This window comes from Thermococcus profundus (assembly GCF_002214585.1).
Classification (GTDB): domain Archaea; phylum Methanobacteriota_B; class Thermococci; order Thermococcales; family Thermococcaceae; genus Thermococcus; species Thermococcus profundus.
Genome location: NZ_CP014862.1, coordinates 799,731 through 814,495, shown reverse-complemented (window position 1 = coordinate 814,495; position 14,765 = coordinate 799,731). Strand labels below are relative to the sequence as shown.

18 protein-coding genes are annotated in these 14,765 nt (G+C 53.5%); 10 read left to right on the top strand and 8 right to left on the bottom strand.

Annotated elements, in window-relative coordinates; all coding sequences use genetic code 11:
* Nucleotides 1–4 precede the first annotated feature (4 nt).
* On the top strand, nucleotides 5–430 hold the full coding sequence (locus A3L09_RS04560; RefSeq protein ID WP_088857837.1) for a ribonuclease P protein component 4: 426 nt from the start codon (nucleotides 5–7) through the stop codon (nucleotides 428–430).
* Here the strand turns inward: A3L09_RS04560 and A3L09_RS04555 are convergent.
* The 8 genes from A3L09_RS04555 to A3L09_RS04520 form a co-directional block, all read right to left on the bottom strand.
* A complete protein-coding gene (locus A3L09_RS04555) occupies nucleotides 348–1,148 on the bottom strand; it encodes a PH0542 domain-containing protein (RefSeq protein ID WP_088857836.1) in 801 nt (266 codons plus the stop codon). The genes A3L09_RS04560 and A3L09_RS04555 overlap by 83 nt on opposite strands.
* Complete coding sequence (locus A3L09_RS04550) at nucleotides 1,138–2,433, bottom strand: outer membrane protein assembly factor BamB family protein (RefSeq protein WP_088857835.1); 1,296 nt, start codon at nucleotides 2,431–2,433, stop codon at nucleotides 1,138–1,140. Before A3L09_RS04550 ends, A3L09_RS04555 begins: the two co-directional genes overlap by 11 nt.
* A complete protein-coding gene (locus A3L09_RS04545) occupies nucleotides 2,430–3,329 on the bottom strand; it encodes a hypothetical protein (RefSeq protein ID WP_088857834.1) in 900 nt (299 codons plus the stop codon). The genes A3L09_RS04550 and A3L09_RS04545 overlap by 4 nt, the downstream gene beginning before the upstream one ends.
* Nucleotides 3,322–3,948, bottom strand: a complete 627-nt coding sequence (locus A3L09_RS04540; protein ID WP_088857833.1) for a chemotaxis protein CheC — start codon at nucleotides 3,946–3,948, stop codon at nucleotides 3,322–3,324. The genes A3L09_RS04545 and A3L09_RS04540 overlap by 8 nt, the downstream gene beginning before the upstream one ends.
* Nucleotides 3,926–6,127 carry a chemotaxis protein CheA gene (locus A3L09_RS04535; RefSeq protein WP_088857832.1) on the bottom strand — a complete coding sequence of 734 codons (2,202 nt, stop codon included), beginning with the start codon at nucleotides 6,125–6,127 and terminating at the stop codon, nucleotides 3,926–3,928. The genes A3L09_RS04540 and A3L09_RS04535 overlap by 23 nt, the downstream gene beginning before the upstream one ends.
* A gap of 107 nt (nucleotides 6,128–6,234) precedes the next feature.
* A complete protein-coding gene (locus A3L09_RS04530) occupies nucleotides 6,235–6,606 on the bottom strand; it encodes a response regulator (protein ID WP_088857831.1) in 372 nt (123 codons plus the stop codon).
* A 155-nt stretch (nucleotides 6,607–6,761) separates the two neighbouring features.
* A complete protein-coding gene (locus tag A3L09_RS04525) occupies nucleotides 6,762–7,736 on the bottom strand; it encodes a class I SAM-dependent methyltransferase (RefSeq protein WP_088857830.1) in 975 nt (324 codons plus the stop codon).
* A 10-nt stretch (nucleotides 7,737–7,746) separates the two neighbouring features.
* Nucleotides 7,747–8,082: a helix-turn-helix domain-containing protein gene (locus tag A3L09_RS04520; protein WP_088857829.1), complete on the bottom strand. Its 336-nt coding sequence runs from the start codon at nucleotides 8,080–8,082 to the stop codon at nucleotides 7,747–7,749.
* A 341-nt stretch (nucleotides 8,083–8,423) separates the two neighbouring features.
* Between A3L09_RS04520 and A3L09_RS04515 the strand changes: the two genes are divergently transcribed.
* From A3L09_RS04515 to A3L09_RS04475, 9 genes are read left to right on the top strand one after another with little or no spacing between them, the layout of a single operon-like run.
* Entirely contained in the window at nucleotides 8,424–9,068 is a 645-nt protein-coding gene (locus A3L09_RS04515) for a flagellin (protein WP_088857828.1), read from the top strand.
* 14 nt (nucleotides 9,069–9,082) lie between these two features.
* Nucleotides 9,083–9,745 (top strand): flagellin, encoded by a 663-nt coding sequence (locus tag A3L09_RS04510; protein ID WP_088857827.1) that lies wholly within the window; start codon nucleotides 9,083–9,085, stop codon nucleotides 9,743–9,745.
* 56 nt (nucleotides 9,746–9,801) lie between these two features.
* Complete coding sequence (locus A3L09_RS04505) at nucleotides 9,802–10,461, top strand: flagellin (protein ID WP_088857826.1); 660 nt, start codon at nucleotides 9,802–9,804, stop codon at nucleotides 10,459–10,461.
* A gap of 11 nt (nucleotides 10,462–10,472) precedes the next feature.
* Nucleotides 10,473–11,120 (top strand): flagellin, encoded by a 648-nt coding sequence (locus A3L09_RS04500; RefSeq protein WP_088857825.1) that lies wholly within the window; start codon nucleotides 10,473–10,475, stop codon nucleotides 11,118–11,120.
* Nucleotides 11,121–11,132: 12 nt separating this feature from the next.
* Complete coding sequence (locus tag A3L09_RS04495; RefSeq protein ID WP_088857824.1) at nucleotides 11,133–11,612, top strand: flagella accessory protein C; 480 nt, start codon at nucleotides 11,133–11,135, stop codon at nucleotides 11,610–11,612.
* 3 nt (nucleotides 11,613–11,615) lie between these two features.
* Nucleotides 11,616–13,022 (top strand): FlaD/FlaE family flagellar protein, encoded by a 1,407-nt coding sequence (locus tag A3L09_RS04490; RefSeq protein WP_088857823.1) that lies wholly within the window; start codon nucleotides 11,616–11,618, stop codon nucleotides 13,020–13,022.
* Nucleotides 13,023–13,055: 33 nt separating this feature from the next.
* Nucleotides 13,056–13,550 (top strand): flagellar protein, encoded by a 495-nt coding sequence (locus tag A3L09_RS04485; RefSeq protein WP_088857822.1) that lies wholly within the window; start codon nucleotides 13,056–13,058, stop codon nucleotides 13,548–13,550.
* Nucleotides 13,550–14,011, top strand: a complete 462-nt coding sequence (locus tag A3L09_RS04480; protein ID WP_088857821.1) for a flagellar protein G — start codon at nucleotides 13,550–13,552, stop codon at nucleotides 14,009–14,011. The genes A3L09_RS04485 and A3L09_RS04480 overlap by 1 nt, the downstream gene beginning before the upstream one ends.
* Nucleotides 14,012–14,066: 55 nt before the next feature.
* A complete protein-coding gene (locus tag A3L09_RS04475; protein WP_088857820.1) occupies nucleotides 14,067–14,765 on the top strand; it encodes an ATPase domain-containing protein in 699 nt (232 codons plus the stop codon).

Sequence of the window (14,765 nt, the reverse complement as noted above, 5' to 3'; positions counted from 1 at the left end):
ACGAATGGGAAAAAAGCGTTTTATTCGGGAAAAGGAGCAGAGGGAAAAGAAAAGAGTGGCGAGGGAGAGAGTCGAGACACTGTTCACCTTGGCGGAGAGGGTCTTTCCCTACGAGAGGGAGCTCGCCAACCGCTACGTTGAAATAGCCCTAGCAGTCCAGCAGAAGGCCAAGATAAGAATGCCGAGGAAGTGGAAGAGACGCTACTGCAAGAAGTGCCACTCCTTCCTCGTCCCCGGGATCAACGCCAGGGTCAGGCTCAGAAACGGCCATGTGGTAGTGAAGTGCCTCAACTGCGGCAACATCATGAGGTACCCATACCTAAAAGAGAAGAAGGCAAGGAGGAAGGCTAATCCTCAGACTCCCCAGACTCCTCAGGTTCCTCGGACTCATCATGAATCTCCTCGATCTCAGCGAGGGCGATCTTGTTGAGCCCGTCCCGAACTCTGCCCATAACGAGCTCGCTTCTATCGTTAAGCTCGGCGAGCTTTGCCTTAATTATCTTCCTGAACTTGGGGCTGTTCACCGCCACCTCCACCAGCGTCTCGACAACGCTTGCCCTAACTATCTCGTCCTTATCGTAGAGCAGGGAGAGGAGCCTGGGCAGGAAGGGGGTGATGTACCTCGGACTGTTCTCCCCCAGGGCGGATATGAAGTTCAGTGCGGTGAGCCTGTCTGTCTCGTCGGGGGAGTTCAGAAGGTTAACGATATCCCTGAGCATGTTGCCGATGAGGACCGGATTCTGGCGCATGATCTCCTCAAGGACGTACGCCATGTTTATCTTGATCTTCGGATCCCCTATGCGGTAGTTTGCGAATATCACCGGAACGGCGTTCTTAACGAGGTCGGGTTTTATCTTGGAGAGCTTTCCTATGGCCCTCGCCACCTCTATCGTTAGGGGAACCGCTTCGCTCTTCCTTATCATAACGAGGAGCTTCCGCAGGAGTGGATCAAAAAGCTCCTCGTAATCCTCAATGACCTCAACTATCGCTATGAGGGCGTTTTTCTGGACTGTCCAGAGGTCGTCGTCAAGGTATTTGATGAGCTCCTCAAGGAGATCGCGGTCGTGAGCGGCTCGCACAATGATCTCGTCCAGCCTCTCACCTGTTGCGAGGGCCTCCCTAACGTCAAGCTCTTCCTCAGGAGGCACCTCCACCACCTCCCTTCACAACGGCCATCGAGAGCAGGATGGTAAGGAGAAAGATACCTGGCCCACAGATGCCCGAGGACGACCTGATCTTATCCAGATCCACGACGTAGAAATATGAGCTGGCAGTTCCGGCCGCAAGCAGGTTGCCGCTGACGGCGAGGCTTCTAACGTAGCCAAAGTCCGTGCTCTTCCAGAGGGTCTTTCCGTTCTTGGGATCGAGGACGTAAAGGCCGCCCTCACTGTAGACCTTAGTTACGTTCCCCTCTTTCCTGCTCTCAAACTTTCCGATTCCGACGGCGAGCTTTCCATCACCGTAAGCGAGAACCTTCGCCCTGTACGGAAGGGTGATCTCCCAGAGCTTTTTCTTCTTCCCCAGATCGTAGGCGGCCACCCTTCCCCTGCCGTCCTCGTCTATTCCAGAGGCGTAGAGGGTGTTCCCGCTGACCAGAAGGTCGTCAATGGAAAAAGCGCTCTCGTTCCAGAGGACCTTTCCGCTTTCATCAACCAGAAGAATCCGTCCCCTTCCGTCGTTGGAGCCAACCCCTGCCACGGCCTTTCCGTCCCAGACCTCAAGATCCCTGACCCAATCACCTGTTCTGATTGTCCAGAGGAGCTTTCCATCGTAGGAAACGCCGTATACGGCACCGAACCTGTAACCGGTGGAGTAGCCAGAGGGCATGCCCGAGCCGACGTACACCACATCCCCAAGCCTAACCCTGCTCGGCATCGATGTGAGGTTCAGGACCCATCCGGTTTTGTAGAGGGCAACGCTTCCGTTTTCATACAGCTTCGCCTTGAAAACCTCCCCGGAACTGCTGTAGGTTCCGTTGCTATACCACACGTCCCCATCGACACCATATACGTAGCCGTCCCCAACAACGAAATCGTAGAGCTTGTTTATCGTCGGGGCGTTCGCTACGATGTGACCATCTTTATCAAAGAAAACGAAGCCTCCAAGGCTTCCTGCGAGGACACCGTCTCCGACAGGCTGGATTTTAACAACGTAGCCAGAGCCATTGACCCAGAGCTTCGAACCGTTTGTTGAGTACGCCCCCATGAGGCCAAGGTAGTAGATACCTATGAGCTCCTTTCCAGCCTGCATCCGATAGTCGCACGCCGCGTAGACGGTACCGTTCCCGAAAGCGACTGCCTCTATTGTCTTCTGGTAGGGGATATCCTCACCAACGCTGCCCTGGAACACCACTGGGTACATCTCCGCCTGGACTGAAGTCCCCAAAAGCAGGAAAAGCACCGCGAGCAAAGTGAACGCAACGGTCTTCTTCATTCCCCTTCACCTTCCTCCAGTTCTACCGCCGTCTCAGCGAGCGGTGTCGGCTCCACTATTTTCCTTATGCCAACAAGACTTAGGAGGCCTTTCCTTATCAACCTGTCGTATATCTCCTCGACCCTTCTGACGTCCATCCTCAGGAGACCGGGAAGCTCAAGGGGATCTATACCGGACATGAGCGCCATTAGAACTTCCCTCTCCTCCGGGGAAACGTCGGGCACTTTGAGATCCGCCAGGACATCCGGGAACTCCCTGGCAAGTTCCGGGAGGTACCCGGCGCCGCCGAACCGGGATAGGTACCTGAGGACAAATAGCCGGGTCTTCCTCTCGGGAATGTGCAGGTAGACCCCGGAGATGCCCAGTGGGGTGTACCTTTCCAGGAACCAGGCGATCTTTCCATCCACGGTCTCTGTTCGGGCCTTTACAACGGAGGGAAAGCTCAGAATCGGCGCCCTGTTGGGCCCGATGATCAAAAGCTTCCCAACTCCCACCGCACCGAGGTATCCCCTCTCCCAAACCGGAACTTCACCGCCCTCCCAGAACAGAACTGGCCTTCCCCTCAGCAGGGCCTCAAAGATTCCATGGATGAAATCCCGGAACTTTGAGGGACTGTATATGAGGGGATTGCTACCCGGCGCCATGAAAAGGGTTTTTCCCTGGAACCTAACCGCGAACACGTCCCCAGTACCAATGTGGGAGGGAACTTTGAAACCCAGATCAACAACGGAGGAAAACGAGAAGAAGTCCTCACCGGAGAAGAGCCCGTCCTTCAAGTAGCGGATTCTGAGGCCACCTTCGATGGAGAGCTCAGCCTCCTTCCAGGTATCGGCACTTCCACCGGGGGATGAGTCTGGAACAACCATAACCCGCGCACGAACTTTCCCCTCAGGCAATTTCAATCCCCCCTCTTCTCCCAAGGCCCCTCCCCCTGGGGTGGCCCCTTGCCCTCTCAACGATCTCTGGCCTCTCATTGAGCTCACTGAGGAAGCGCCGTGAGGGGATAACGTAAACCTGTATGGAGCCGACATGGCCGTCGCTTATCCTCCCCCTAAACACCGGAAGCGGCCCCTCACCCATGATCTGAAGGAGCTTTTCCAAGTTATCGACGCCGTTCAGGGTGAAGGGAACACTCGGTAGCACCTCCCTTCCCAGGGCCCGCGAAAATCTGGTAGAGAGGGGGCCCACTATTATGTTGCCGGTCTCCTTGAGCAGGGAACTCAGGAACGCGGTCGGATCAGAGGAGTGAAGGAGATCCGAGCCAATGCCGCCCTTGATGAGGTCTTCCCACACCTTCGATGAACCTTCAAAGCTAAAGGCGATTATAACCTCCGGCGGGTTTCCCAGCGTAAAGCAGACGGCGTTAATGCCCTCCAGAAGCGCCTCCCGGACAAGGGTTGTGGAGGGGACCACCCTAACCGAAGAAAGCCTCAGTCTTCCCTCCGGATCTATGCGGGTTAGAACATCCTCAAAAAGGCTCTCAAAAAGGAGCTTAAGCTTCCCCACCAGGCTCATAGCCGAGCACCCCCAGGATTTCGAGGTGATCCAATACGGGCACGATCCTCTTCCCACCGAGCAGGGTGATCCCCGTGTACAGCTTCCCCTCTCCCAGAAGGGAAGGAGGAAGGACTTCCCTCAGTGGTTTAACGGCTATCTCCCTCTTGTCCACGATCCTGTCTGCCAATAGGACAACCTTGGATTTCCCGGCATCAAAGATAAGACCTGAAAGCTCCTCGCCCGGAAAAGCTGCGAAGTCCACGAGGTCGTGGAGCATAACCGCCGGGAGAACCTCTCCCTCAGCAACGGTTAGGTAACCCCCGCCCAACTTCCGGACGAGGGCCTTCTCAACCCTTACCTCCCCCAGCACACCCAAGGAGGGAAACGCGTACAGGTTGCCCCCCACATCCAGGATGTACGCGGGGATCACGGAGAAAGTATAGGGAACGCGGATCCTGAAAGTCGTGCCCCTTCCCTGCTCGGTGTCTACGATTATACTTCCGTGAACCGCTCTCACAGCCTCCCAAACAACGCTGAGGCCTATGCCCCTCCCCGACCTCTCGGAAGCCACTTTCTCACTGCTCATGCCGGGAAGAAAGAGGAGTCCAAGAACCTCCTTTTTGGAGAGCCGATCCACCTTCTCAGGAGGTACCACACCCTTCTCAACCGCCCTCTTCCTTATCGTCTCAAGGTCTATGCCCCTGCCGTCGTCGCTCACGGATACCTCAACGTAGTCGGAATACTGAGAAAGCGAAATGCGGAGGGTACCTTCCCGCGGTTTTCCCTTGCGGATTCTCTCCTCAGGGCTCTCTATACCGTGAACAACCGCGTTGTTGAGTATGTGCACAAGGCTTTCCAAGAGAACCTCAACGATCCCCCGATCAACCCTTACATCATCTCCATCAACAACAACCTTGATTTCTTTTCCCAGGTCCCTGGCCAGTCCTTTGATGCCGGGGATGAGGCTCTTCAGAACATCGCGAAGCGAGACGGTTCTCATCTCCAAAACGGTCTTCCTGAGCTCCTCAAAGGACTTCTTGAACTTTTCCCTTATCTCCCCCAGATCGCCCTCATCGGCCTCCTCCAGCCACTCCTTCAGAAGTAGAAACTCCTCCACGGCGGCCATAAGCCTGTCCAGAACGGTGGGGTTGATCCTGACGGACTTCTCCCCCAGAGAGGGCCTTTCTACCACAGCGCGAGCCGGTTTAGAGGGGGGCCTTTCGTTTTTAGGCTTCAGGGTCTCAACATCAAAATCCTCCAAAATCTCGACCGTGTCCACATCTTGGTGGGCAAGGATAGCGTTCTTTATTCTCTCCGGCCTCTTGGACGTTTCAATCAGGACTTCCAAGACCCTACCGCCCAGAAGGATGCCGTTTTTAAGTTCCGCCTCAGGTGGATTCACCGATACGACCTTTCCAAGATCCCTGAGATCCTTAAGGATAAGAAGAGCACGTGCCGCCTTAAGAGGAGCCTCCTCCTTGAAGTAAACCCTGATAAGGAGGGGGATTTTTTCGACTTCTTCACCTTCCACCACCTCCACGCTTCTGACCCCCTCACACCCAAGGAGAAGATCCCTAAGCCTGTCCGGATCAAGGGCGGTGCGCACTTGAAATTCAAACCTGCTTGAGAGCTCTGCGTTTCCCTTAAGCACCTCCTCCACGTCTGGCGATGAGCTCAATATCTCACAGGCCGTTTGAAGTTTTGAGACGATGGAAAAGAGCCAGGATGGAATCTTCTCAGGGACGCTGTCAAGAGTCAGAACTACCCGGTACGTTCTTCCCTTTTCCTTTAGGGACGCGAAAACAGATCCTTTTCCCTTGGATTTTTTCAAAAGAAGAGTAGCGCGGGTCACCAGGTAATCAATGCCAGCATCACCTTCCTCCCCCGAAGTCTCGATTGAGTTCAGAATTCTTTCCATCGCCGATATAAAGTCACCAACGACGTTCAGAAAATCCTCCCCTGGTTTGAGCTCCCCTTCAGAGGCCAGTTCCAGGAGGGTTTCAAGCCAGTGGGCGGCCTTGTTAAGGGTTGGAAAACCAGCCAGGGAGGCTAGCCCCTTTATCGTGTGAATCTCCCGGATCATTCTCCTCAGGACCGGCCCAATCTCCCTTCCTCCGGCTACCCCGTCTCTGAGCTCCCGCATCAGATCCTCCAGTTCCTCAAACTTGGTCCTTGCTTCCTCAATGAACTCGTTCATATACAGCCGGGAGATGCTTCCACCCCCAGATCGCTGTGGGCCGGCCGGGCCATGCCGCCAAGCACTCTGAAATAACGCCCCCAAGGCATTACTTCCCCGGCCGGCCTCTATGCCCTCCGCTTTGAAAGCACCCTGTTTACTTCACTAAGCACCTGTGAGGGCTCGAAGGGTTTGATTATATACCCCGATGCCCCGGCGTTTATGCACTCAATAACCTTCTTCTCACTGTCGACGGAGGTTATCATTATCACCTTGGCATTGGGATCCATCTCGATGATCTTTTTGAGGGCTTCTATACCGTCCATGTCAGGCATTATTATATCCAGGGTCACTATATCCGGCCTCAGCTCCGCGTATTTCTCGACAACCTCCTTACCTGTTGAGGCTTCTCCAACAACTTCGTGCCCTGCGTCGGTGAATATCTTCCTTAGGAGAATCCGCGCGAATAGAGCGTCGTCCGCTATGAGCACCCTTGCCATTGACGTCCCCTCCTTACTTCACCAGATTTAAACAACACCCCTAAAACCCTTCTGTGTAGGTAGGTATGTAGCTACACCACCGGACCCGTTAGAATCCCTGCAAAATATACAAATTCCCGTATGAAATACCGGGACAAATTGTAAAAAATCCAAAATCAGGGCATCAGGCTAACCACGATCATGCTCCTTCCATACTCTTTTATTGCTACATCGAACCCCTCTTTCTCCACAGCACCTATAACCTCTTTAGCTTCTGGGAACCGCTTAAAGTCCTTGTTGAGCTTCTCAAAGAACTCAAGGGCTTCAATATGCTTGAACCTGTCCCTGAAGGGCTCCACGATCACGAGCTTTCCTCCAGGCTTCAGTGCTTCAAGCGTCCTTCTGAGAACCCGTCCGTAGTCTTCCGGTTTCAGGTACTCAAGAAGGAAGCTTATCACTGCGGTGTCGTACTCGTTGACGGGCCTTATCAGCCTCACGTCCAGCTCCTTAAGCTCGACTGGGAGGCTGTTCTCCTCGGCCCTCATCCTGGCTATCTCCAGTATGGCTGACGAATAGTCTACGCCAGTGTAGAAGCCCGTGTACCCTATTCTCTTTCCAAAATCGTAGGGTGCTACCGAACCACACCCAAGATCCAGGACACTCGCCCCACTGCTTATCTCCCCGGCAGCGGCTATCGCATCCCTGTAAAGGGTCGCGAAGTCAGTGTTCATCCTTATGTCCCAGAAGTCGGCGTCCTTGTCGAAGTCCATGAGAACGTGCGGATGGGTTGGGGTTATGAACGCATAATCGACCATTCTGTATATCTCTTCAAGGATGGAAACCCATCCGGGTAGAAGCGAATCGTAGTGCTCCTGCGGGACTTTCAGGAGGTATGAGAACCCATTGAGCTTGAGCTGATTTCCCTGCTCCTCCACGATCCCTATCGCCCTCAGGGTATCCAGAAACTCCATCAGAAGCTTCCTGTTCGGGAGGTCAACGCTGTCGAGGACTTCCCTCTGAGTAGGTCCCCTTGAGAGGACTTTAAAAACGCCGTGCTTCGTTCCGAGCTGGATTACGTGGAGTATTGACATCTTGACCATCTGCTCGATGTTGGAGTCAACGACGGCCACCCTGCGCTTCACTTCCTCCATCCCCGTCACCTCACATAAACTTCCTGTAATACCTGTAGTACTCCCTCAGGTACTCTACAACCTGCCTTCCGTAGTCAGTCAGCCGGTAGTACTTGAAGCCGTTGTTGCTGATCTCTTCCACCAGACCGAGATAAACGAGAGAACTTTCGCCGTTGTAGCGATTGCCGAGACCGACGAGGGCACCGCGGACATTAGAAGGATCAGAACCGACAACCCTCGCTATCTCCGAGAGATACGTGGCAGAAGGGTATATTTCGTTCAGGTACAGCAGTATTCTTTTCCTGAGCTCGCTTCGGTGTATAGACCTGAGCACCTGCGGATCTATTATCATGGTTCTCACCGCCATCCCCCTTCACCCCCCACTGGCATTAGCTGGGTCTACTGACTCCTTTGACCATCCCTGATTTTACTGGAACGACCTACAGGTGTGCACCGTAACTATCTCTCGATTGTATAGTATATAACGTTTTTGGTTTATCCTTGTATTCATTTTAACATTCAAGAACCCCCGAAAAAATTTCTCCAGAACCACATGAAATCGTTTGATCCAAACCCCACTTCAAGAAAAATTAAACAGTTACCTACATATGCACCTACATGTCCACCTACACTACTAAGAACAAAAAAGCGATTTATATCTACGGCTTGTAATCATGAGTGCAAACAACCCTAGGGGGTGCATGGCTGATGAAGGCCAGAAACAGAAGAGGTGCGATTGGTATTGGAACCTTGATAGTGTTTATAGCCATGGTTCTAGTGGCCGCGGTAGCGGCTGCAGTGCTCATCAACACGAGCGGCTTCCTCCAGCAGAAGGCTTCAAGCACCGGCAGAGAAAGCACCGAACAAGTAGCAAGCGGAATACAGGTTATGCAGGTCACCGGATACTACAACAGTGGCGACAACGGTATCATCAAGCTCGCCATCTACGTTACCCCGAACGCTGGCAGCGCCGGCATAGACCTCAGCAACACTAAGGTCATTCTCAGTGATGGAAGCAAGCAGGCTGTTCTGAGGTATGACAAGGACAAGCACTTGTTTGACAGTACTAACAACGACATATTCAGCGCAAATGCATGGCCAACAACAGCAACCGACGCAACCTACTTCGGAATTATCGTCATCCAGGACTACGATACCAGCGTTCAGGAGAATTCTCCAACCATAAACGCAGGGGACATTGTCGTCCTCACAGTTGACGTGAAGGATCTCTTCGGTGCGATAGGCGTAAGAAAGCACATCACTGGACAGGTCGTTCCAGAGTTCGGCGCTCCGGGCGTCATCGACTTCACCACACCAAGCACCTACACCACGCCCATAGTTAACCTACAGTGAGGAGGTGATGTGAGATGAAGATCATGAAGAAGAGGGGTGCTATAGGAATAGGCACTCTTATTGTCTTCATAGCCATGGTTCTAGTGGCGGCGGTGGCCGCGGCAGTGCTCATCAACACGAGCGGCTTCCTCCAGCAGAAGGCTTCAAGCACCGGCAGAGAAAGCACCGAACAAGTAGCAAGCGGAATACAAGTCATGAAGGTGGTCGGATACACTCCTGACAAGACTTACATCACTAAACTTGCAGTCTACGTTACCCCGAACGCTGGCAGTGCCGGCATAGACCTCAAGAACACCAAGATCCTCCTTGCCAACAAGGACAAGCAGGTTTACCTCAAGTTCCACGACCAAACTAGCCCCCCCACCGTAGATGGAACGAGTGTCACCAACATCTTTGACTCAACTGCAACTTACTGGAGCTACGCCAACGAGACCCACTATGTTGCTATGATCATCCAGGACTATGATGGGTCAGCACTCGACGGAGGAACCACCCTTAACAAAGGAGACATCGCAGCTCTCCTCATAGATGTCCAGAAAGCCCTTTATGGTGGAACTAACGGAATAGCTGTGAGGACCCACATAACCGGCAAGGTCATACCTGAGTTCGGCGCTCCAGGCGTCATCGACTTCACCACACCAAGCACCTACACCGCCCACATCGTTGACCTCCAGTGAACCTTCGCTTCTTCAGCTTTCCTTTTCGTTCTTTGAGATTTTCAGGAGGTGGTGCTATGCGTAGGAAGGGAGCAATAGGCATTGGAACGCTGATCGTCTTCATAGCCATGGTGCTAGTGGCGGCAGTAGCGGCAGGGGTTATCATAGGGACAGCGGGCTACCTCCAGCAGAAGGCTCAGGCCACAGGGAGGCAGACGACCCAGGAAGTAGCGAGCGGTATAAAGATAGTCAACATATACGGCTACACTCCAGCAGACCCGCCGAGCAGCGGCCTCATAGAGAGGATGGCCATAATGGTTACTCCAAACGCCGGGAGCGAGGGCATCGACCTCAGCAACGTAAAGATAGTCCTGAGCGACGGAAAGAGACTGGTGGTCTACAACTACTCGTCACAGTTCCTGAATCCTGGGAACGTCAAGGACCTGTTTGACAGTACCGAGATAACCATATGGGGCCCCATACAGGACGAAGCCAGCTTTGGAATAGTCGTTATAAACGACATAGGAAGCAAGATGCAGGACACCCACCCCACGCTGGAGTTCGGCGACACCGTTGCGCTCTGCATCTGGACGACGATGTTCCAGCACGATGGCGGAAACGGCATCGGGCCGAGCACGAAGATGACAGGAAAGGTCATACCCGAGAGGGGATCCGCAGGAGTCATTGACTTCACCACGCCGGCGACCTTCGGCGAGAACGTGATGCAGCTCCAGTGAGGTGATGGCAGATGAAGAAGAAGGGTGCGATAGGTATTGGAACGCTCATAGTGTTCATCGCAATGGTCCTGGTTGCCGCGGTGGCAGCAGGGGTACTCATAGCCACCAGCGGCTACCTCCAGCAGAAGGCCATGAGTACCGGCAGGCAGACGACCATGGAGGTGGCGAGCGGTATACGGGTAATGGACGTCTACGGCTACGTTAACTCCGCCAACCCCACGTCATCCAACATTACCAGAATGGTCATTTACGTCACTCCCAATGCCGGAAGCGGGGGCATAGACCTCAGCAACGTTAAGGTAGTGCTGACCGACGGTGCGAAGATGACCGTCTTCAACTACGATCCCACTGCGTTCTACACTGGGGACATTGACAACATCTTCGGTATATCCACCTGGAGTAGCGTAAGCGGAACCAGCTTCGGAATCGCCGTCGTCCAGGACTCGGACAGGAGTATGAAGGATAGCCAAGACAACCCCGTCCTGAACTGGGGAGACATAGCAGGCATACTCATAGATACAACCGACTTCGGCAAGGGCCACGGACTCCCACCGGCCACGCACGTTACAGGAAAGGTCATACCCGAAAACGGTGCCGCGGGGGTTATAGACTTCACAACACCGCACTCGTACACCCAGCAGGTGCTCGAACTCCAGTGAGGGGGTGGTCAGATGGCCCTAGCTTTCCTTTCATCTTTATTTGGAGGGAAAAAGAAGAAAGAAGAACTGACCGCCCCCGAAGAGGAGATTGCAGTAGAGGAGCTTGAGGAAAGGGTTGAGAGCAGGGAAGAGAACGAGCAGATAAACCAGCTCATGGAAAGGATAAACGAGATCGAAAACGACCTCCCGAGGATGAAGATAGGCATCGACACCCTGAAGAAGCAGATCCAGGAGCTCAGAGACGACATCGAGAGGCTGGACAAAACCATAAAGGACGTCATGATGCTCTACGAAGTCATCAGCCAGGAGATCAATCCGTTCAAAGAGCAGATGGGACAGGAGAACCCGCTCAGCAACGAGATACAGGAGCTCAGAAAGGAATTGGAGGATCTCAAGATGGAGCTTGCGCAGGTCAAGAACGACATTAAGGTGCTCGCTGGGTATGGTGTAGACCTCGACTCGATAATCTACGAAGTGCTCGCGGAGGTGTGATCGATGGAGATAGCAGGGTTCGTCACTGAGGCAGACATAAACGCCAGGCTCTCAGAACTTAAGGGCAAGGTGCCAACGGTCGTCATCAACGACCTCAGGGAGAAGCTGATAGCCAGAAAGGACCAGCTCACGCCAGAGCAGCTCGACAAGATAGTCAAGAAGGTGCTCGAAACCTACGGCAACCAGGCCACTAAGTACGAACAGCTGAGCAGAAGGGTGGATGAACTTGGCAAGAGGCTGAGCGACCTCGGCCTTCAGCTGAGCAGGCTCATAGAAAGCCTCGAGGAGACCAAGTTCAAGGTTCACGAGAAGAGGGCCGAGGAGGTCACAGAGAAGGTTGAGGAGGTTCACGAGAGAATAGGGAAGCTCGAAGAGATGCTCGAAAAAGGTGAAGAGGAAGCCATACCCGAAGAGGCCAAGAAGAAGCTCGATGAGCTTCGCGAGAAGATCGAGGAGCTTGAAGCTAAGCTCACAGGAAAAACCGCAACTGAGATGATTGAAGAGGCAAAGTCCAAGGTCGAGGAGCTGGAGAAGAAGCTCGAAAGCGGCGAGGAGGTCACAGCAGAGGAACTCGCCGAGGCCGTGGAGAGTGTCGAAGCCGCCGAAGCAGAGGCGGAAACTCCTGAGGAGGTCCCAGAGGAGGCGGCACCTGAAGTTGAAGAAATTGCCCCAGAGATCCCCGAAGAGGAGAAAGTTGAGGAAGAAATTGAAGAAGTTGAAGAGGTAGCCGTTCCTGAGGAGGCGGTAGTGGAAGAAGTTCCCGAGGAAACCGAGGTCGTTGAAGAGGCCGAAGTGCCTGAGGAAATGCCCGAAGAGGAGAAAGTTGAGGAAGAAATTGAAGAAGTTGAAGAGGTAACCGCCCCCGAGGAAATTGTGGAGGAAGCTCACGTTCATGAAGAGGTAGAGGTTCCGTCCGAGGTTGAAGTTGAGGAGGTTCCTTCCCCCGAAGTTGAGGAAGAAAAAGAGGAAGGTGGTGTTGAGATGGCCGAGAAACTTCAGATTCCCGAGGATATTGCCAACCTGCTGTTCGAGGAAGAGCCCAGGAAGGCCAGACTTGAGAAACTGCCGGAAGACGTCGTATCAACCATGATAGCCCTCAAGTGGCTCGGGTTCCTCATCGACAGGGTCGGCATTCAGAACCTTGAGAGGGTCCTTGAGTTCTACTACGAGATAGGCTGGATAAGCGAGGAAGTGCTCAACCAGTTGCTCCGCTACGCGAAGGGAACCAGGCCGCACCACAGGGACCCGGAGTGGAAGCCGGCGGACAAGCTCACCGTGCAGGACCACCTCATAAGTCTGCTCTTCATCGAGAGGCTTAGAGGGCTCAGAATCAACAGAGACGTTCTCGACAAGCTGGAGAGGGAGATAAAGCTCCTGGAAAAGACGCTCGATGAGTTCTACGGAATCTGAGCGTGGCAGCAAAACAGCGGCGGGGGAAGGGCCATGGGGTTCAGTGTGTCAGCGAGTGCAGCGATAATCTTCATTTCATTTTTAGTGGCCGCCGGCACACTCTACTCCGCATGGGACAGCAGCTACAGCAACGTCCAGGCCGCCAGGGAGGATTGGTACAGTTTGAGGATATCTCAGATGTACTTTAACGTCAATGTAGTGAGTCTCTCAAGGGGAGATTATGATAACGATGGATCTGCCGATGACCTTGAAGTTGTACTTGGGAACAACGGCACCACAGTGAGGGCTTTGTTTGATGTCATTGATGATGGAATATACATCGGTAATCTGGACAGAGGCTACTTACTCCCTGGGGGAAATCTCAGTTACGTAGTCGTTAATGCCCTCGTAGATACTACTAATGTTCACAACGAGACCGTGTCTTTCCCCAATGGATGCATTGTTTGGTTCGCGTACCAGTATTCCTCAACGGCGCCAGGTGTAACTTTGGTAAGTTCCGCTACATACTGTCCAACGGAGGTGAGCTAATGGCAGCAGGAGGGCCAGCGAGCGAGCTGATAATGTTCATCGTGGCGATAATCGTCGCTGGCAGTGTTGCGGGGGCTCTTGCCTACGTAACCAACGACATAGCCCACGGGATAAACGATAACGGAGCCCTGATGGCTGACAAGCTCAGGACGGACTTTGCGATAATCAACGATCCCAACAACATTCCCACAGATGCCGACGGGAAGTACATGTTTTACATCAAAAACATTGGAAAGGTGAGCTTCCCGTTCAGCAGCGACTCCGTGCAGGTCTTCATCGACGGCAACATCATCCCACCGGCGAACCTCACCTTCACGGACGTGAACAACAACGAGATAACATCCCTCAACCCGTACGATGTGGGAGTCATCCACGTTCAAACCACCATAGACACCGGGTACCACAGGATCCAAATAGTGCTCGAGAACGGCAAGAAGAGATCGCTGGTATTCAAGAAGTGATCGGACGTGAAGCCCTGAAATCGGCTAAAATCAAACGTTGACGGTGGTGATCATCGTGGTCGAGGAACTGCTCAAGATGGAACTCAAGGGCGACGAGCTTCACCGTCGTCTCGGTGGAGGAATCCCCGCAGGGACAATCATGCTCTTAGAGGGAGACAGGGGTACTGGTAAGTCCATATTCGTCCAGAGGCTGCTCTACGGCTTCCTCATGAACGGCTACACTGCCAGCTACATCTCCAGCCAGTACACCACCGTTGAGTACATAAAGCAGATGGGCTCGCTCGGCTACGACATAATCCCTTTTCTAATCAGAAAGAAGCTCGTCTTTGTTTCCCTGTATCCACTTCTCAGTGGAATAAGCGAGAAGAGGAAGTTTCTCAGCAGGCTCCTCGGTGAGCCCCGACTCTGGGAGCCGAACGTCATGATAATCGACTCATTCTCATCACTCCTATCCAGGGAGCAGGATCCAAACGCCGTTAGGGATTTCCTCCTCTACGTGAAGAAGCTTGCCTCCCTGGACAAGGTGATAATACTGACCGCAAACACTGAGGAGATCGACAGAGATTCCCTCTTCGTCCTCGAGGAAGCGGCCACCATGCTGGTGAGGCTCAACGTCAAGGTCTTTGGTGGTGACTTGAAGAACTCGGCAACCATAGTCAAGTACAACAACGCCAAGGGCATCTTCCAGAAGATTATCCCCTTCCGCGTCGAACCCAAGGTAGGACTGATAGTAGAAATAGCGGCGGTGGTGTGA